Here is a 17,599-nt window from a genome sequence, read left to right as displayed (position 1 = left end):
CGGGCCGCACCCGCCGGTCATGCGTCCGGGGCGAGGTCCCCCTCGATGATGGTCCGGGTGATCGCGGGGCGGTCCCAGAGGGAGAGGATCTCGTTGGCGAGGTCCACGATCGTGAGAGGGTGCGGGCGGCCGTGCACCTCGATGGCGGCGGCCGACAGGCTGCGCGGGACGGCGCCGGCGTCCAGTAGGGCGCGCCACTCCTCCGGCGCCAGCTCCAGGAACTCCAACCCCGTCAACTCGGCTATCTCCAGTGGGTCGGCGAGCGTGCCGGGACATGCGGTCAGAGTACGCAGGCGGGGCAGTCCGGTGACGGGAGCGAGGCTGAGCGGTTCGCCCTCCCAGACGCCGATGCTCAGGACCTCCAGCTCCTGGTGGACGGCGGCCTCGATGCCGGCCAGGTCCCGGACGTTGACTTGGGCCACGGCCGGAAACGCGTCGCGCTGGTGGTCGTCGTCATCGTCCTCGCCCCGGCCGGCCACGAATTCGGTGAGCGAGCCGGCGAGCAGGTACGCGCCGATGCTCTGTTCATGGCTGAGCATGATGATCTGCCCCACGTGCCCGCGCGGACCCGGTGTCAGGTCGACCGCGATCCGGTCGCCGCCCCCGTTGTCACCGAAGGCGATCCAGCCGGGCGAGCCGACCAACCCCTGCACCGCGGCGTCTGGCGGGGTCCTGACCGCTTCCATCGCCGCGAACCTCCACGGGCACGGACGCGACGCCGCGTCGGCGATGTACAGGTCGTCCAGCGCGAAGAGCTCGCAGCCGGTCGCCCTGCGGACCCGCTCTGCCGCCGCGTAGTCTTCACCCCAGTCCTGCCACCGCGCCCGCGTCACCCCGTAGAGCACCTTGAGTTCGTCGGGGAGCGCGACGCCCAGGCGCTCTTCCGCAGCGGCGATCTCCGCATCGGTGGCGCCGATCGCGTCGTCCAGTCGCTCCTCAAGGGTCCGCCGCAGAACCGCCGGGTTCGCCGACGAAGCGGGCACCGCATCGGGCGCCGGGTCGGGAAGCCGCCGCCAAGGTTCGGGAACAGAGCCTTCGACCAGGATGAGGGAGTGCGGGTACGGCCCGAGTCCGTCCTCCGCGGACGAGTCGGCATCGAGCAGGTAGAGCACGGCCCGCCCGGTCGGCGAGATCTCCGCAGCGAACGAGACGCGCTCCATGCCGGCGTCCTTCAGAGCGGTCTGCACCCGCTGTATGGCGTCGGACTCGTCCTGGACGTCCTCGACCTGGAGAGCCCGACCGGACGGTGGGAACCGCGGCGGCACGGGCAGGCTCACCACATGGTGACCGATCCTCCCTGCCATGTGGCCGCCCGGGGCGGCAAGGCTCTCGGCATTGGCGCTCCGCAAGAGCCTCAGCAGCGGCTTCCAGGTCGCAAAGTCATGAATCGCGGGCAACGGTGCGTCTCCGTTCAGGTCATCGCCGGCAGGGCCACGATGCCGCCGGCGAGGAAGTGCACCCCATACTCCTCAAGACGGGCCCGCCACGCGCCACAAGAACGCACTTTCAAGTGCGTAGTTACCGAGGGTCAGTCAACTGACCTGCGCTGATTTCGCAGGACGGGTCGCCTCAATCGCACGCGTCACTGAGCTGGCCGGCATGCATGGGGAGAGATGACCAGACCGATCAGGAATCGAGAAGCGCGGGGAACCGGGCCGCGCCTAACGTGACCTTCATGGCTTCCGTCGATTTCGTCACTCTTGAGGTGGCCGACCCAACGGCCGCCGAGCGTTTCTACTCCACTGTCCTCAATACGGACATGCAGGTGCGCCTGCAGGCCTCGGAGGCACCGACGACGGGCTTCCGCGGGTTCACGATGTCGCTCGTCGTGTCCCAGCCGGCCAACGCCGACGCCCTCATCGACGCCGCCCTCGACGCCGGAGCCACGTCGCTGAAGCCCGCCAAGAAGTCGCTCTGGGGCTACGGCGGCGCCGTGCAGGCGCCGGACGGGACCATCTGGACGGTCGCGTCCTCGTCCAAGAAGGACACCGGCCCGGCCACTCGGCAGATCGACGAGTTCGTGCTCCAGTTGGGAGTCGCGGACGTGGCCGAGAGCAAGCGGTTCTACGTCGACCGCGGCCTCGCCGTGACGAAGAGCTATGGCGGCAAGTACGTCGAGTTCGCCGCTCCGTCGAGTCCGATCAAGCTGTCGCTCAACAAGCGCCGCGCCCTCGCCAAGGTCGCCGGCGTCGCACCCGAAGGCACCGGGTCTCACCGGCTCGTGATCGGCAGTGATACCGGGCCCTTCACCGACCCGGACGGCTTCGTGTGGGCGGCTTCCACGTAACGAAGAGCAGTGAGGTGAGCAGTGGGGTCATCCCCGGCGGGTCGGCGTGTTCGTACCCACCGTCAGGCCGCCAAGGCGGTGACGACCACCGCCTCCGGGGATTCACGCCGTGACGGTGACGATTCGATTACATAGAGTGTCAGTCCTATTTCGGACCGTCACCATGGGTAGGCATGACGACGGGCGGTGGGCGTTGGGCGGGGCTCCGGTATGCGGCCGTGTGTGTGCTCGCGGTCGGGGCGGCGGCGATGCTGGGTCGGCGGGCACTGCCGGACCTTGGCGTCGGGGACGTCGATCCGATCGGTGCCGCGATCGCGTTCGTCTCGATGGCGGCCGGCACCTGGTCCGCATGGCTGGCGGTGCGATCGCTGCGCTGGCAGCACCGCGACGTGCCGGACGCGGCGGCGAAGCTTGCGCAGGCGGTCCTGAGCACTGAGCGGTCCGCACGCCGCCAGCTGCTCGGCGACCACGACAGGACCATCGACGTGGGTTTCGTGTTCCGCCCCGCTCCCGCCCACGGGGCCGCCGGGGCCCAGCCGTACGGCAGCTTCCGTCAGGTGGTGGGCTACTACCGGCGGCTGCGACCGGGCCGGATGGTGATCAGCGGGGCTGGGGGCGCCGGCAAGACGGTGCTGGCCGTGGAGCTGATCCTGGGGCTGCTCGAAGAGCGCAAGGAAGAAGATCCGGTGCCTGTGCGGCTGTCTGCGGCCTCGTGGAACCCCGACGACCCGGTAGAGAACTGGCTCACCCGGCACCTGGTCGGCGCCTACCGGATGCCGGAGACGTCAGCGTGGGCGCTGGTCGATGCCCGGCTGGTGCTGCCGGTGGTGGACGGGCTGGACGAGATGGACGCCAACCTACCGGGCTATGCGTCTCGTGCCGGGAAGGCGCTGCGAGCACTGAACGCCTACCAGCACGGACGCGCCAAGGCCGAGGTGGTGCTGACCTGCCGCAGCGAGCAGTACGAGGCCTTGGAAGACGCCCGGACATGGGCACATGACGCGGCCCGCGTGGAGATCCAGCCGGTCGGCCCCGCCATGGCTCGCGAGTTCCTGAGCGACCGAGTGGACGACCTTGACCGCTGGCGGCCCGTGTTCCAGGCGCTTGACCGCGACCCCTCCGGCCCACTGGCTCGTGGCCTGTCCACGCCATGGCGACTCACCCTGGCGGCGACCGGCTACGAGCAACGCGACTCGGTCGACGGCGCCTACCTGCGTGACCCGCGAGAACTGACGACGCTGGACGATCCGCAGGCGATCCGCGACCATCTGCTCGGCCTGTTCATCCCTGCCGCTACCGCCGTCCACCCACCACCCGCGGGCGTTTCCGCAGAACTCGCCCACACCTGGTTGGCGACCCTGGCCGACTACCTCAGCCAGAACGCCGCCACCGCACGTACCCTCGGTGGACGGCCAATGTCGGGCACCGACATCGTCCTGCACGAGTTGTGGCCGCTGGCGGGCACCCGCCTGCCCCGCGCCGTCCATGCGGCCATCATCGCCACGATCTGGCTGGTCACCGGTACGGCGGTGCTGGCCTACACCCTCGCCGGCGGAGCCAGAACAAGCCAGACCGCGATCGGTGCCGGCATGCTGCTGCTCCCGGCGATCACCTTGATCGCGATTGGCGCATGGCAGGACATCTGGCCGGAACCGACCCGAGCGGATCCGCGCCAGCTGCGGACCGAGCCCGGTCGCCGCCGACTAGCGGGCGGGCTCGCGATCGGACTGGCCTGCGGACTCGCGATCGTGCTCACGTTCGCGTTCGCGGTTCTCGTGCAGCCCCTGGCCACAGAGGATGCCTTCGATCAGGAGACCCTCGGTATGGCATTCGGGGTCGTACTTTCGGTGGGCAGGGCCGGGCTGGCGTCCGGCCTCACCGTCACGCTCGTGTTCGGGCTCGCTGTGGGGATCATGGCCCCGGCGACCACGGGTATGCGAGACCCCCGCGACCCGGTGCGCGCCGATCTCGTGGCAGGGCTTGCGGGCCGACTCGCATTCGGTCTGGGTACGGGATTCATCCTCGGGTTCGTGCTTTGGCTCACCAGCGGGCTGATGTTCCTCAATGGCGAAGGCATCGGGTTGGGACTCGAAGACGATTTCGCCAGCGTGCTCAGGGGCGCGCTCGTCATCGGATCCGCGTTCGGGCTCGTGTTCGGGAGCGGCGGCGGACACAGAGGCGCACTCGCATTCGGGGTTTCCTTCGGTCCCACGGTGGTGCTTGCGGAGCTGATCAGGTCCGACGACTTTCATGTAGACCCCGATGTGCTTCTGCACCTCCTCGTGCTGTGGCTTGCAATCGGCGTCCCTCTCGGTCTCACCTTGGCACTCACCGGTGTACTCCCGCTCGGCGTCGCAGGCGTCCGGTATTTCGTCCTCCTGCTGTGCACCCGACGGTGGGCCGATATCTGGCTGCCGTGGCGGCTGGGTCGGTTCCTGCACTGGTGCTACGGAGCAGGTCTGGTTCGTGTGGCCGGCATCGCCTATCAGTTCCGACACCGCGAGCTCCAGGACTACCTCACCCGGAACGCGACCCCATGATCCCTGTGCGCGTTGGATGGCGCGGGCCGCGGCCTGCGGAGACAACAGGTCCGTGCGGATCAGGAGCGTGCAATCTGCCGTACGCCGGTGTTCCCCGCCCCGCCCCATCCCCCCGCGAGGTGGGCTGGGCCGCTGCGGCCGCTGATGGCCACCGGAACGGTCAGGAATCGAGAAGCGTCCTTGACCGCGGCGCGCCTAGCGTGACTGATGAGGACGTCAAGTGGCTGGAGGTAGCCCGATGGCACAGGAGAAAGGCAGTCGCGGAGGGCCGGGGGCGTTTTCGCGGTGGATGCAGCATCGGGCGAACGCCCGTGTGAACCGCAAGATCCGGCATGGGCGCGGCAAGTTCATGGGCATGGACGTGCTGATCCTGAACACGGTGGGGCGCCGGAGCGGGGAGCCGCGGGAAACGCCTGTGGCGTGGTTCGACGATGGTGAGGACGCGCGGCTGGTCGTCGCGTCGGGCGGTGGGAGCCATAACCCGGACTGGTACGCCAATCTGATGGCGCACCCCGACCGGGCGTCGATGGAACTGCCCGGACGCGATGCCGTGCCGGTGACGTCGCAGCGGCTCGGCGGCGCCGACCGCGAGGAGGCGTGGCAGCGCATCGCTGAGGCCCAGCCCCGCATCGCGAAGTATCAGAGCAAGGCCGACCGGGAATACCCGGTGGTCCGGCTCACCCCGCGGTGACCGGACGTCAGGTTCCGGGCTTGCATTCGTAGTGATCCACTGCATCGAATGCAGATTTGTTCTTCTTGCCGTAAATCGGATCTGCGGCGTCGAGGACCGTCGAGCCCTCCTTCAGGTTGCCCGACGATGTCTTGACCGCTTTGAGGACCGTACGGAACTGTTCGGCGATGTCCGGGGGCGCACTTGACTTCATCTTCTCGCCGATCCTGAGAGTCAGGGTGGCCTTTCTGCGCAGCTCTTTGAGGTTCACCGGTTCACCCTCGATCGCCCTGGCGATGTCAGCGCTATAGGCGAGGACGCCGACCTGGAACGTCGACAGGTCGAGGCAGAAGGCGGATGTCGGCGACGGGCTGGCGGACGGCTTGGATTGCGTGGGGGACGCCGTCGATGCAGACGGTGCGTTGTCCGAGCCTGAACAGCCGGCGGTGATCAGAACTACGGCCAGTACGGGGGCCAGCATGGAGGGCGACATACGGGGAGCGATCATGGACGGAGAGTAGTGGAACGGTTTCGGGAGGGGTCCCGTGAACGCGGGAAACCGGCCTGAAACCGGGGTGAAAGCGGGCTGAAGGCGGAGGCGCGCACGCTTCGGCACATGAACACGGGACCACGGCAGACGGCCATTCACGCGGCCGGTCTACGGAAGGCGTTCGGGGAGAAGGTCGTCCTCGACGGGATCGATCTGGACGTGCCGCGCGGGACGGTCTTCTCGCTGCTCGGGCCGAACGGGGCCGGGAAGACCACGGCGGTGCGAATCCTGTCCACGTTGATCCGCGCGGACGGGGGTGAGGCGCGCGTCGCGGGACGGGATCTGGCGAAGGACCCCGACGGGGTGCGCAGGGCGATCGGCGTCACCGGGCAGTACTCGGCGGTGGACGGGCTGCTGACCGGGCGGGAGAACCTGATCCTGATGGCGGACCTGCACCGGCTGGGCAAGGCCCCCGGGCGCAGGGCCGCCGACGAGTTGCTGGAGCGGCTCGATCTGGTGGAGGCGGCGAACAGGACGGCCGCCACGTACTCGGGCGGGATGCGGCGGCGGCTCGACCTCGCGATGACGCTGATCGGCGACCCGCAGATCATCTTCCTGGACGAGCCGACGACGGGGCTCGACCCGCGGAGCCGGCGCACGATGTGGGAGATCATCCGCGGGCTCGTCAAGCGCGGCGTGACGATCTTCCTGACGACCCAGTACCTGGAGGAGGCGGACCACCTCGCCGACAAGATCGCGGTCCTGGACGGCGGCCGGCTCGTCGCCGAGGGGACGTCGGCCGAGCTGAAACGGCTGGTTCCGGGCGGGCACGTCCGGCTGCGGTTCGGGGATCCGACGGCGCTGGACGCGGCGGCGCGGCTGCTCGGCGTGGTCGCGCCGGACGATGACGCGCTCGCGCTGCAGGTACCGAGCGACGGCGGTGTCGGGTCGCTGCGGGCGCTGCTCGGGCGGCTGGAGGACGCGTCGATCGAGGTCGGCGAGCTGTCCGTGCACACCCCCGACCTGGACGACGTGTTCCTGGCGCTCACCGGGCGCCCCCAGGACGAGAAGGCGGCCATGCGATGACCGCGCTCACGCACGCGGCGACGGACTCCGCGACGATGCTGCGCCGCAACCTGCGGCACGCGCTGCGCTACCCGTCCCTGTCGATCGCCGGGATGATGGTGCCGATCTTCATCATGATGCTGTTCGTCGGCGTGTTCGGAAACGCGCTGGGCGAGGGCGTCGGCGGGCCGGCGAAGGGCGACTACATCACCTACGTCGCGCCGGGGATCATCCTGATGGCCGTCGCGTCCGGGTGCCTGACGACGTCGGTGTCGGTGTCCATGGACATGACCGAGGGCATCGTCGACAGGTTCCGGACGATGCCGATCGCGCGGGTGTCGCTGCTGACCGGGCATGTCGCCGGCAGCATGATCCAGACGGCGATCAGCACGGCCGCGGTCATCGGGGTCGCGGTCGCGATGGGGTTCCGGACGAACGGGAGCCTCCTCGACTGGCTCGCCGCGATCGGCCTGCTGGTGCTGCTCATGTTCGCGCTGACGTGGGTGGCGGTCGCGCTGGGGCTGGTCGCGAAGAATCCGGAGGGCGCGAGCAACTCGCCGCTGATCATCCAGTTCCTGCCGTTCGTGGGCAGCGCGATCGTCCCGCCGGAGTCGATGCCGGGCGGGGTGCGGTGGTTCGCCGAGTACCAGCCGTTCACCCCGATCATCGAGACGCTGCGGGGGCTGCTGGTCGGCGCGCCGGACGGGCAGGACGCGGTGGTCTCCGTCGCGTGGTGTGCGGGGCTCGCCACGGGCGGCTACGTGTGGTCGAAGGTGCTGTTCAACCGGAAGGCTCCCCGCTAGCCACGAGTTCGCGGACGGCGTTCCGCAGCTCCGCGCCGCCCAGGCCGGCGTACTGCGACACGGCGTCGCGGTACGCCGGCGCGTCGGCGTCCTCGGCGGCGCGGCGGGCGGCCGGCGCGGACATGGTCGGCTGGAAGTTCCGGACGAACCGCAGCCGCTCCGCCAGCGCGATCGTGCGCGCGGCCCGCGTCCGGACGTCCGGCGGGGCTTCGGCGGGGCCGCCGGCGCGGGCGAGGTCGGTGAGAGCCAGGGCCAGCAGGATGCCGCCGCAGAGGGGTAGGTCCATGAAGAAGCCCGGCATCGCGGCGGGCGTATGGGCGAGCATCGCCGACAGCTTGGCGGGCAGCCCGGCCGCGAGATCCTCGACGAGATCGAGCCGGCCGTGCCGCGCGTGGGCGACGACGGTGACGCTGTGGGCTTCGAGCTCCCACGGGTGGAGACCGGGCGCCGACATGGGGTTCTCTTCGTCCGCCAGCCGTTCGACCGCCTGCCGCCAGAGCCGCAGGCCGGTTTCGGTGTCGCCGCGGCTGAAGGCGATCTCCGCGCGGGCGCCGAGGTTGAAGGTGGCGGTGCCGAACGTCTCGTCCGGGCCGGACACGAGCGACTGGTCGAGCCAGTGTTCCGCCCGGTCGACGTTGCCGAGGCTGATGTCGGCGGCCGCGAGCGCCCACAGGAGCCCGAACATGTCGGACCACCCGTGGCCCTTGAGGAGGTTCAGCGACACGTGCAGGTGGTGCGCGGCCCGCTCGCCCCGGTCGAGCTGCATCAGCAGTTCACCGAGCCGCGAGTGGACGAGCAGCCTGAGCCACGGGGTGCCCGGATCGTCGGACGCCGCCAGCATCGCCTCGGTGGCCGCCAGCGCGCCGGTCAGGTCGCCGTCGCGTTCCCGGATGTAGCCGGCGACGCAGTTCGCGAGGGCGGCGAGCAGCGGCTCGTCGCTCGCGCGCATCCGGTCGAGGACGGCCGCGCCGCCGTCCGGGTCCAGGATCTCCGGCCCCGCCGCCATCAGGATCGCCATGGCCCGGATGAGGCTGGTCGGCGCGGCCGGCGGCAGGCGGCGCAGCGCGACCAGGGTGCGCGTCGGCTGCGGGCCCTTGAGCAGCAGCGAGGTCAGGGTGCTGACGGTGAGGGCCGTCCGGGTCGTCTCGATGTCCTCGGGCCCGGGGCGGAAGCGGCTCAGCAGCCCGGCGGTCTCCACGGCCATGACGATCAGCCGGTCGTACGCGGACTCCAGCATCCACATGCCGCCCAGGACCGCGGTCACCGACGCGACGGCCGGGCCGTCCCCGCGGGCGAGCCCGTAGCGGAGCGCCTGCAGCAGGTTGTCCTGCTCGACCCGGACGCGCGCCAAGGGCTCGGACCCGAACAGGGCCTCCTGGTGCGCGGCCCCGTACTCCCGCGCCCAGGAGAGCAGCCCGCCGATCGCACGGTCCGTCTCGCCTTCCGCCTCGCGGTGGGCCGCGCTGAACTCCCGGACGCTCTCCAGCATCCGGAACCGCGTCCCGGAACCGCCCTCGGTCGTTTCGAGCAGCGACTGGCCGACCAGGTCTTCCAGGACTTCCAGAGTTCTCACGGTGTCGCCGTCCAGGAAATGGCGTGCCGCGTCCACGGTGAAACCGGCGGAGAAGATCGACAGCGACCGCATGGCGGCCCGCCCGGACGGCGGCAGGAGGTTCCAGCTCCAGTCGACGACGGCGTGCATGGTGCGGTGCCTGGACGGCGCGTCGCGCACGTTGCCGCGCAGCAGCGCGAACCGGTCGTCCAGCCCGCGGGTGATCTCGGGCACCGACATGACGCGGACGCGCGCCGCCGCCAGCTCGACGGCGAGCGGCAGCCCGTCCAGGTGCCGGCACAGCTCCTCCACCGCGTCCGCCGGGAGGTCGGCGTTCGGCCGGGCCGCGTGCGCACGCTGCCGGAACAGCTCCACGGCGGTCGGCAGGTCCAGCGCGGGCAGCGGGTACACCGACTCCGACGACAGGCCGAGCGGCGCGCGGCTCGTGGTGAGCACCCGCAGGTCCCGCGTCATCGACACCAAGCCGCCGACCAGGGCGGCGGCGCCCTCGACGACGTGCTCGCAGTTGTCCAGGACGAGTAGCACCGGGCCCGGCCCGAGCGTCTCCGCGATCCCGCCGAGCCGGTCGGCCGTCCCGCCGAGGCGGCCCGGCGCGGCCCGGCGCGGGTCGCCGACGCCGAGGACGGACGCCACCTCGGCCGCCACGTCCTCGTTCCGGGCGACGCCGGCGAGCGCGACGACGTGCACGGCCGGCTGCGGCGCGTCGCGCGCCACGGCGTTCGCGAGCCGGGTCTTTCCGAGCCCGCCCGTCCCGACGATCGAGGTGACGCGGGACGTGCGCAGCAGGCCCCGCACGGCGGCGAGGTCGCCCGCGCGGCCGAGGAGCGGGTTCGGCTCGTGCGCGACGCCTCGCCGCACGGCGGGCGCCTCGTCCCGCAGCAGCTCCTGCTGGACGGCCTGGAGCGCGGCCCCCGGGTCGGTGCCGAGTTCGTCGCGCAGCGAGCGCCGGTAGGACTCGTACCGGGTCAGCGCGGCGGACGGCCCCGCGGTCGCCGCCTCGCAGCGCAGCAACTGGGCGAGGACCTCCTCGTCCCGGGGATGCTCGCGGGCCACGGCGGTGAGCGCGTCGAAACCCTCCGCGTGCCGGTCGAGCCGCGCCAGGGCCAGCGCGCGGGCGCGCATCAGCGCCCGGTAGGTCGAGGCCCTTCTCGCGCGCAGCACGGACAGCGGATCGTCACCGTCGTCCGGCTCCGGCGGAACGTCCCACAGGGCGAGGCCCTCCTCGGCGTGGGCGAGCGCGCCCGCGTGGTCGCCGCCGCGGGAGCACCTGGCGCTCGCGGACGCGGCGAGCAGCACGGCCGACGCGTCCACTCCGGGCTCGTCCAGCCCCAGCCGGTACCCGGCCGGGGTGCTCGCGATGACGTCCGCGCCGAGCTGCGACCGCGCCCGCGAGACGACCACCTGGAGCGCCTTGGCCGGGTTCTCCGGACGCTCGCCCGGCCACAGCCCCTCGACCAGGCGGACGACGGGCACGCCCGCCCGCGGCTCCTCCGCGAGCAGCGCGAGGAGGCCGCGCAGCCGGGGGCTCGTGACGTCCCGCCCACGGCACGCGACCCGGGACAGCAACGCCAGTTCGACGCTCACGCGAAAAGATTAAGCCCGCCAAGCAGCGTTAAGCCCGGCGCGGAGGGGGTGAGCCCGCGAGCAGGGGGGAGGCCGGGGCGGTATCAGGTGCGGTAGTGGCGGCGGAGGGCGACGCCGGCCGCGACGCCGCCCGCGATGGCGCCGGCGCCCGCCGCGGCGGGCAGCGCGATCATCGTGACCTTGCGGCCGGTGCGGAAGTCGTGGATGGGCCAGCCGTGGTCCCTGGCGTGCTGGCGCAGTTCGGCGTCGGGGTTCACGGCGTGCGGATGGCCGACGGCGGTCAGCATCGGCAGGTCGTTGATCGAGTCGCTGTAGGCGGCGCAGCGCGCCAGGTCCAGGCCCTCGCGCAGTGCGAGGGCGCGGACGGCCTCGGCCTTCGCGGGGCCGTGCAGCAGGTTCCCGACGAGCCGTCCGGTGTAGACGCCGTCGCGCGTCTCGGCGACGGTGCCGAGCGCGCCGGTGAGGCCGAGGCGGTGCGCGATCGTCCGGGCGACCTCGACGGGCGTGGCGGTGACGAGCCAGACCTGCTGGCCGGCGTCCAGGTGCTGGAGGGCGAGGGTGCGGGTGCCGTGCCAGATCCGGTCGGCCATCACCTCGTCGTAGATCTCCTCGCTGAGCTTGACGATCCCGGCGACCTTCTGCCCGGCGACGAACGACAGCGCGGCCTCCTTGGCGCTGCCGATGTGCTCGGAGTTCTCGGTGCCGCGCAGCCGGAACGCGGCCTGCCCCCAGGCGAACATGGCGAGGTCGCGCATCGTGAACAGCTTGCGGGCGGCGAGGCCGCGCGCGAAGTAGTAGATGGACGCGCCGCGCATCATCGTGTTGTCGACGTCGAAGAACGCCGCCGCGACGGGGTCGGGCTCGGGAAGAGGCTCGGGTTCGGCCGCCGCCGCGGCCGCGGCCTCCCCGGCGCTCTTGTGGTCTGCATCCTTGCCGCGCTGCCAGAATCGCCGCATGGGGGTGAGCCTAGTCAACCCCCTCGCCCGGGCCGTCCGCCCGCCCGTGATTGCGACGGTCGTCACTGCGGTCGCTCGCGGCTGCGACGAGCCGCTCGCGCAGCACCGCGCGGAAGTGCGGGTCCGGCCCCGCGTCGCTCGCCCGCAGCCGGGCCAGCGCGTTCCCCTGTTCGGCGATTTTTCCTCGCCCGCTTCTCAACTGGCCGCTCCTTTGCGGAATCCAGGCGCGAACGCGCTCCTGCCCGCAAAACGATCGGGCGGCGCGGCCGGTTACGGCCCGACAGTTAATTGATAAACTGTCTAATACCGTGGGTGGACGGCGGCGGGCGCCGGTGGCGACCGGGCGCTAGTGGCGCAGGTCGGGCGGGAGCATGCGGGCCAGCGACCGGACGGCCCGGTACTGCAGCGCCTTGATCGCGCCCGGCTTCTTGCCCATGATCAGCGCCGTCTCGGCGACCGACAGCCCGTGCAGGAACCGCAGGACGACGCATTCCTGCTGCTCGGACCCCAGCCGGCGGACGGCCGCCAGCAGGGTCCGGTTCGTCATCGAGTCCAGGACGGCCCGTTCGGGTCCCTCCTGCGGCCGCTCCGGCTCGACGAGTTCGGCGGTGCAGACCTCCAGCCGGTAGCGGCCGGACTTGAAGTGGTCGGCGACCAGGTTCCGGGCGATCGTCACCAGCCAGGCCCCGAAGTCCTTGCCCTGCCAGTGGAAGTCGCAGATGCGGCGGAGCGCGCGGAGGAACGTCTCGCTGGTGAGGTCCTCGGTGAGCGAGTGCGTCCCGACCCGGTAGTAGACGTAGCGGTAGACCAGCTCGACGTAGTGGTCGTAGAGGGAGCCGAACGCGTCGGCGTCGCCGTCCCGTGCCCGCAGGACCAGGGCCTTGAGCACCTCGGCCCGGTCGGGCGCGTGGTCGGCCGTGCGGAGGGAGGCGGGAGAGGCGGGGGAGGTGCGGTCGCCGCCGCCCCGGACGGGCCGGGGAAGCGGGAGGACCCCGGCATCGAGGGTCAAGCTGCTCATGCAGTTCTCCTCGGGGCGTACGCGACCTCCGGCGTGATTTGCCACTCTAGATACCGATAGGTACGCCAGGCAATGGTCAGGCCCGCCGGGCAGGGGCGCGCGAAGGGGTCTGTTCCCGGGAGCGGTTACCCGTCAGCCCCCGGCATCGGGCAACATGGGGCGCGATGGTCTCCGCTCTTCTCGCGCTCGTGGCGACCCTTGGCGCCTTACTGGCCACCGGGTTGCTGATTCAGCGCGCCTACCAAGACCGGCTGCTCTACCTCATCGCCTGGTCGTTCACCCAGGTCGGGTTCTCGCTCGCCCTGCTGTCGATGGGCATCGGGTTCCTGGCCGGATTCAACGGCGTGTTCTTCCGCGTCATGGAGCTCGGCGCCGCCCTGATCGGGCCGGTCTGGCTCGCGCTCGGCATGATCGAGCTGATCGCCCGGTACGTCCAGGTGAGGTTCGCCGCCTGGCTGTTCGCGATCTCCTACACGTTCGTCGCGATCGTCATCCTGCTCCTGGACCCGCTCAAGGGATCGCTGTCCAAGGACCTGCCCAAGCCCGGCTCCACCTACGACGCCCTGCCGCTGCTGCTGATCGACGGCGCGCACGTCGTCGCCGTGCTCGCGCTGGCGGCGTGCACCGGGGTCACCGCCTGGCTGGCGAGCAAGCAGGACCAGGAGGCGGCCGAGCTGCTGATCCCGATCGCGCTGGTCGCCCTGGCGGGCGTGCTGGTGGTGAGCGGCACCCGCGGGTTCCTGCCCGCGCCGCTCGCGGTGATCGCGCTCGGCGCCGCCGCCGGGCTCGTCTGGTACGGGGCGATGCGCACGATCCCGGTGTACGACGATGAAGAGGGCTATGACGACTACGGGGATGAGCCCATGACCGGCTACGAAGAGCAGGGGTTCGCGCGCTCGCGGCCCGAGTCCGTCCGGCCCGACCCCGTCCCGGCGCCGACCCCGTCGCCCGACCCGCGGCGCGGGGAACTGCGCTTCCCCGAGCCGGCCCCGGCAGAGCCGCTGCGCTTTCCCGCGGACAATCCCGCGGGGCCCACCGCCGTGGACGGAGTCGGCGGCCGTGCCGCCGCCGGTATCGGGGGTGCCGGGCTCCCCGAGCAGAACCGTCACGCCGGGCCGTCCAGAGGCGCGTTCGGCAGCGAGCTGGCCGGGGCCTGCGGCCAGATCACCGTCTACACGCTGCTGGACGGACGCGAGGACGCCTTCGACCGGCTCGCCACCGACCTCGTGAAGGCGGCCCTGGCGGTCGAGCCCGACACGATGATCTTCGCCTGCCACGAGGTGGTGGGCGGCCCCACGCAGCGGATCTTCTACCAGCTCTTCCGGGACGAGGCGGCGTTCGCGGCGCACCGGCAGCAGCCGCATCTGCAGCGGTTTCTGGCCGAGTCCCGCACGCACGTGCTGGCCACCAACGTGATCGAGCTGCGTCTCGGCGCCGCCAAGGTGCCGCTGCCCGCACCGGAGTACCCCGGGAGGTGACATGACCGGTGACGACCAGGAGGCGGCGGGCATCGCGATCACGCTGCTCGGCAAGCCCGGCTGCCACCTGTGCGACGACGCCCGTGCGGTGATCGAGCGGGTCGCCCGCGATCTTGACGTGCCGTGGGAAGAGCGCGACATCACCCGATCCGAGGAGCTCACCGAGCAATACTGGGAGCAGATCCCCGTCACGCTCGTCAACGGCGTCCAGCACGACTTCTGGCGCGTCGACGAGGCCCGACTGCGCGCCGCCATCGCGAAGCTGCGCGAACCGGCCCGAAAGCCTGGCCGCACCTCCTGACCCTTCGGGCGACTCCCTGAATCACCGGGCGCACCGACGGACATGGCCGGCCGGATGTCTGGTCGGTCACATCCGGCGGCGGCCGCCCGGGTGCCGCGTACGCTGGAAAGTTGCTGATGGACGGGGCTTTCGCGGTCATGCGCGAGCCGTCCGGTGTCCGCGTGACCGGGGGGTGACTTTGTGCGTGCGTTCACAAAGGCTTAACCTGGTGGACAGCCCCGGGGCGGTCAGGTCGCGGCCGTGAGGCCGCTTCCCGCCCCCGCGACCACCGGAGCCAGGGGTCGGCGTGACCCCGTACCAGCGTCGAGCCCGAAGAGCAGGCCGTGACACCTCGACAGAATCGACAGCGCGACCGTGCAGGGCGCGGCATCCCCGAAGCCACCGTGGCGAGACTTCCGGTGTACCTGCGGGCGCTGACCGCGCTGCAGGAGCGCGGCGTCTCGACCGTGTCGTCGGAGGAACTGGCCGCGGCCGCCGGCGTCAACTCGGCCAAGCTCCGCAAGGACCTGTCCCACCTGGGCTCGTATGGGACGCGCGGCGTCGGGTACGAGGTGGAGTACCTCGTCTACCAGATCTCCCGCGAACTCGGGCTCACCCAGGACTGGGTGGTCGCCATCATCGGGGTCGGTAACCTGGGCCGTGCGTTGGCCGGCTACGGCGGTTTCGCGTCCCGCGGCTTCCGCGTGGCGGGCCTGCTCGACGCGGACGAGTCCATCGTCGGCCAGGAGATCTCCGGGATGACGGTGCAGAACACTGACCGGCTGGAGGACATCATCGCGGGCCACGGCGTGTCCATCGCCGTGATCGCGACGCCCGCGGGCGCGGCCCAGGGGGTGTGCGATCGCGTGGTGGCCGCGGGTGTGACCAGCGTCCTGAACTTCGCGCCCGTGGTGCTCTCGGTGCCCGACGGGGTCGACGTGCGCAAGGTCGACCTGTCGATCGAGCTGCAGATCCTCGCGTTCCACGAGCAGCGCAAGGCCGGGGGGCCGGACGGCCTCGCCCCCCTGGCCGCGGGTGACGCGCCTCCCGGGACGACGCAGTACGTAGAGACTGTAGAGGCATGATCGGGACGGCATGATCGCGGCAGTCCGACCGGGAGACGCGGGAAACCAGGGAGACGCGGGAGAGGCCATATGAGCATTCTGGTCGTGGGGCTCAGTCACCGGAGCGCGCCCGTGACGGTGCTGGAACGGGCGGCGGTGGCCGGGGACGACCTGGTCAAGCTGCTGCACGCGGTGCACGAGTCCGCGAACGTCGCCGAGGCCGCCATCGTCTCGACGTGCAACCGCGTCGAGATCTACGCGGTGGTCGACAAGTTCCACGGCGGCGTCTCGGCGATCTCCGAGCTGCTGGCCCTGCACTCCGGCATCCCGATGGACGACCTGTCGCGGCACCTGTACGTGCACTATGAGGAACGGGCCGTCCAGCACGTGTTCGCGGTGGCGTGCGGCCTGGAGTCGATGGTCGTCGGCGAGGGCCAGATCCTCGGGCAGATCCGGCAGGCGTTCCGGCTCGCCCAGGAGGAGGGCACCCTCGGCCGCGACCTGCACGACGTCCTGCAGCAGTCGCTGCGGGTGGGCAAGCGCGCCCACCATGAGACCGGCATCGACAAGGCGGGCGCGTCGCTGGTGAGCGTGGGCCTGGAGGTCGCCGCCCGGCATCTCGGGCCGCTGGCCGGGGTCCGCGCGCTGGTCGTCGGCGCCGGCTCGATGAGCTCCCTGGCGGCGGCGACGCTGAGCCGGTCCGGGGTCCGGGAGATCGTGGTCGCGAACCGCACCCACGAGCGGGCGGTGCGGCTGGCGGAGTCGCTGGAGGCGCCGTCCCGGGCCATCGAGCTCGCGAGGCTGGACGCCGAGATCGCCGAGGCCGACCTGGTGGTGTCGTGCACCGGCGCGGCCGGTCTGGTCATGACGGCGGCGCGGCTCGCCGCGCGCGGCGTCGGCTCCGACGGACGCAGGAGGTTCTTCCTCGACCTGGCGCTGCCGCACGACGTCGACCGGGCCGCGGGCGACCTGCCGGGCGTCGAACTGGCCGGGCTGGACGATCTGCGGACCGCGCAGGAGGCGGCGGAGGCCATCGGGCCGGAGGCCGTCGACGCCGCCCGGCGGATCGTGTGCGAGGAGGTCGAGGCGTTCCTGTCCGCCGCCCGCGCCGCCGCCGTCGCCCCGACCGTCGTCGCGCTGCGCAGCAAGGCCGCGGAGGTCGTGCGGGCGGAGCTGAACCGGCTGGCCGGGCGGCTCCCCGAGATGGACGACCGGGTCCGCAAGGAGATCGACCAGACGGTCCGGCGCGTGGTGGACAAGCTGCTGCACGCGCCGACCGTCCGGGTGAAGGAGCTGGCGGCGGCGCCGGGCGGCGATTCCTACGCCGACGCGCTGCGCGAGCTGTTCGACCTGGACCCGAAGGCCCCCGAGGCCGTGGCCCGCGCCGACATGCGCGAGGAGGAGCCGGTCGCCCCGGTTGCGTGGAACGGTTCCGCCCCCGAGGTGGACCCGGGCTGCGCCGAGGCCGACTGCGTGAGCATCCCGTCGCCCGCCGAGGGCGCGCGGGGCGTGGGTGTGAACGAGGCCGGTGCGAGCAAGGCCGCGATGAGCGAGGTCGGCGTGAGCGAGGCCGGCGTGAACGAAGTCGGCGTGGGCGAGATCAGCGTGCAGGACGTCCAGGCGCACGAGACACAGAGCACGGATGTGCGGGGCGTTCCCGCGGAGACGGTGAACGCGCAGGCCGCGAGCGTCCGGGCGGTCAGCGCCCGCGACGCCGTCGCCGGGCGCGAAGGAGACGTGACGTGAGCGCGGGGGGCCGGGAGGCCGCCCGCCCGGAGCCGAGCGGAGCAG

At 71.7% G+C, this 17,599-nt stretch carries 15 protein-coding genes; 9 read left to right on the top strand and 6 right to left on the bottom strand.

Annotated elements, in window-relative coordinates:
* Positions 1–17: 17 nt before the first annotated feature.
* A complete protein-coding gene (locus tag AB0C35_RS01425; RefSeq protein WP_358449228.1) occupies positions 18–1,304 on the bottom strand; it encodes an SMI1/KNR4 family protein in 1,287 nt (428 codons plus the stop codon).
* Between the two features lie 371 nt (positions 1,305–1,675).
* On the opposite strand from AB0C35_RS01425, the gene AB0C35_RS01420 reads away from it, so the two are divergent.
* From AB0C35_RS01420 to AB0C35_RS01410, 3 genes are all read left to right on the top strand, one after another.
* The gene (locus tag AB0C35_RS01420) at positions 1,676–2,287 is read left to right on the top strand and encodes a glyoxalase (protein WP_358449226.1); all 612 of its coding nucleotides are present in this window, start codon (positions 1,676–1,678) and stop codon (positions 2,285–2,287) included.
* A 173-nt stretch (positions 2,288–2,460) separates the two neighbouring features.
* Positions 2,461–4,827 (top strand): NACHT domain-containing protein, encoded by a 2,367-nt coding sequence (locus tag AB0C35_RS01415; protein WP_358449224.1) that lies wholly within the window; start codon positions 2,461–2,463, stop codon positions 4,825–4,827.
* Positions 4,828–5,065: 238 nt separating this feature from the next.
* Complete coding sequence (locus tag AB0C35_RS01410; RefSeq protein ID WP_358449222.1) at positions 5,066–5,518, top strand: nitroreductase family deazaflavin-dependent oxidoreductase; 453 nt, start codon at positions 5,066–5,068, stop codon at positions 5,516–5,518.
* Positions 5,519–5,525: 7 nt separating this feature from the next.
* On the opposite strand, the gene AB0C35_RS01405 is transcribed toward AB0C35_RS01410, so the two are convergent.
* Complete coding sequence (locus tag AB0C35_RS01405) at positions 5,526–6,005, bottom strand: hypothetical protein (RefSeq protein WP_358449220.1); 480 nt, start codon at positions 6,003–6,005, stop codon at positions 5,526–5,528.
* A 108-nt stretch (positions 6,006–6,113) separates the two neighbouring features.
* Here AB0C35_RS01405 and AB0C35_RS01400 point away from each other — a divergent pair, with 108 nt between their 5' ends.
* Positions 6,114–7,073, top strand: a complete 960-nt coding sequence (locus AB0C35_RS01400) for an ATP-binding cassette domain-containing protein (protein WP_358449218.1) — start codon at positions 6,114–6,116, stop codon at positions 7,071–7,073.
* Positions 7,070–7,855 carry an ABC transporter permease gene (locus tag AB0C35_RS01395; RefSeq protein ID WP_358449216.1) on the top strand — a complete coding sequence of 262 codons (786 nt, stop codon included), beginning with the start codon at positions 7,070–7,072 and terminating at the stop codon, positions 7,853–7,855. The genes AB0C35_RS01400 and AB0C35_RS01395 overlap by 4 nt, the downstream gene beginning before the upstream one ends.
* Here the strand turns inward: AB0C35_RS01395 and AB0C35_RS01390 are convergent.
* The 4 genes from AB0C35_RS01390 to AB0C35_RS01375 form a co-directional block, all read right to left on the bottom strand.
* Positions 7,833–11,012 carry a BTAD domain-containing putative transcriptional regulator gene (locus AB0C35_RS01390; RefSeq protein WP_358449214.1) on the bottom strand — a complete coding sequence of 1,060 codons (3,180 nt, stop codon included), beginning with the start codon at positions 11,010–11,012 and terminating at the stop codon, positions 7,833–7,835. The two genes, AB0C35_RS01395 and AB0C35_RS01390, sit on opposite strands and share 23 nt — an antisense overlap.
* A gap of 83 nt (positions 11,013–11,095) precedes the next feature.
* Positions 11,096–11,968: an HAD-IB family hydrolase gene (locus AB0C35_RS01385; RefSeq protein ID WP_358449212.1), complete on the bottom strand. Its 873-nt coding sequence runs from the start codon at positions 11,966–11,968 to the stop codon at positions 11,096–11,098.
* 10 nt (positions 11,969–11,978) lie between these two features.
* Positions 11,979–12,167, bottom strand: a complete 189-nt coding sequence (locus tag AB0C35_RS01380) for a hypothetical protein (protein WP_358449210.1) — start codon at positions 12,165–12,167, stop codon at positions 11,979–11,981.
* A gap of 147 nt (positions 12,168–12,314) precedes the next feature.
* A complete protein-coding gene (locus AB0C35_RS01375) occupies positions 12,315–12,986 on the bottom strand; it encodes a sigma-70 family RNA polymerase sigma factor (RefSeq protein WP_358449208.1) in 672 nt (223 codons plus the stop codon).
* A 164-nt stretch (positions 12,987–13,150) separates the two neighbouring features.
* Between AB0C35_RS01375 and AB0C35_RS01370 the strand changes: the two genes are divergently transcribed.
* The 4 genes from AB0C35_RS01370 to AB0C35_RS01355 all read left to right on the top strand — a co-directional run bounded on the left by AB0C35_RS01370 (position 13,151) and on the right by AB0C35_RS01355 (position 17,554).
* On the top strand, positions 13,151–14,464 hold the full coding sequence (locus AB0C35_RS01370; protein WP_358449206.1) for an antibiotic biosynthesis monooxygenase: 1,314 nt from the start codon (positions 13,151–13,153) through the stop codon (positions 14,462–14,464).
* A gap of 1 nt (position 14,465) precedes the next feature.
* Complete coding sequence (locus AB0C35_RS01365) at positions 14,466–14,765, top strand: glutaredoxin family protein (RefSeq protein WP_358449204.1); 300 nt, start codon at positions 14,466–14,468, stop codon at positions 14,763–14,765.
* Positions 14,766–15,088: 323 nt separating this feature from the next.
* A complete protein-coding gene (locus AB0C35_RS01360; RefSeq protein WP_358449202.1) occupies positions 15,089–15,829 on the top strand; it encodes a redox-sensing transcriptional repressor Rex in 741 nt (246 codons plus the stop codon).
* A gap of 69 nt (positions 15,830–15,898) precedes the next feature.
* Positions 15,899–17,554, top strand: a complete 1,656-nt coding sequence (locus AB0C35_RS01355) for a glutamyl-tRNA reductase (protein WP_358449200.1) — start codon at positions 15,899–15,901, stop codon at positions 17,552–17,554.
* Positions 17,555–17,599 lie beyond the last annotated feature (45 nt).

Origin of the sequence: Spirillospora sp. NPDC048819 (assembly GCF_040650055.1) — a bacterium.
Lineage (GTDB): Bacteria > Actinomycetota > Actinomycetes > Streptosporangiales > Streptosporangiaceae > Spirillospora.
The sequence above is the reverse complement of the archived record's forward strand: the minus strand, read 5'-3'. Positions and strand labels throughout refer to the sequence as shown.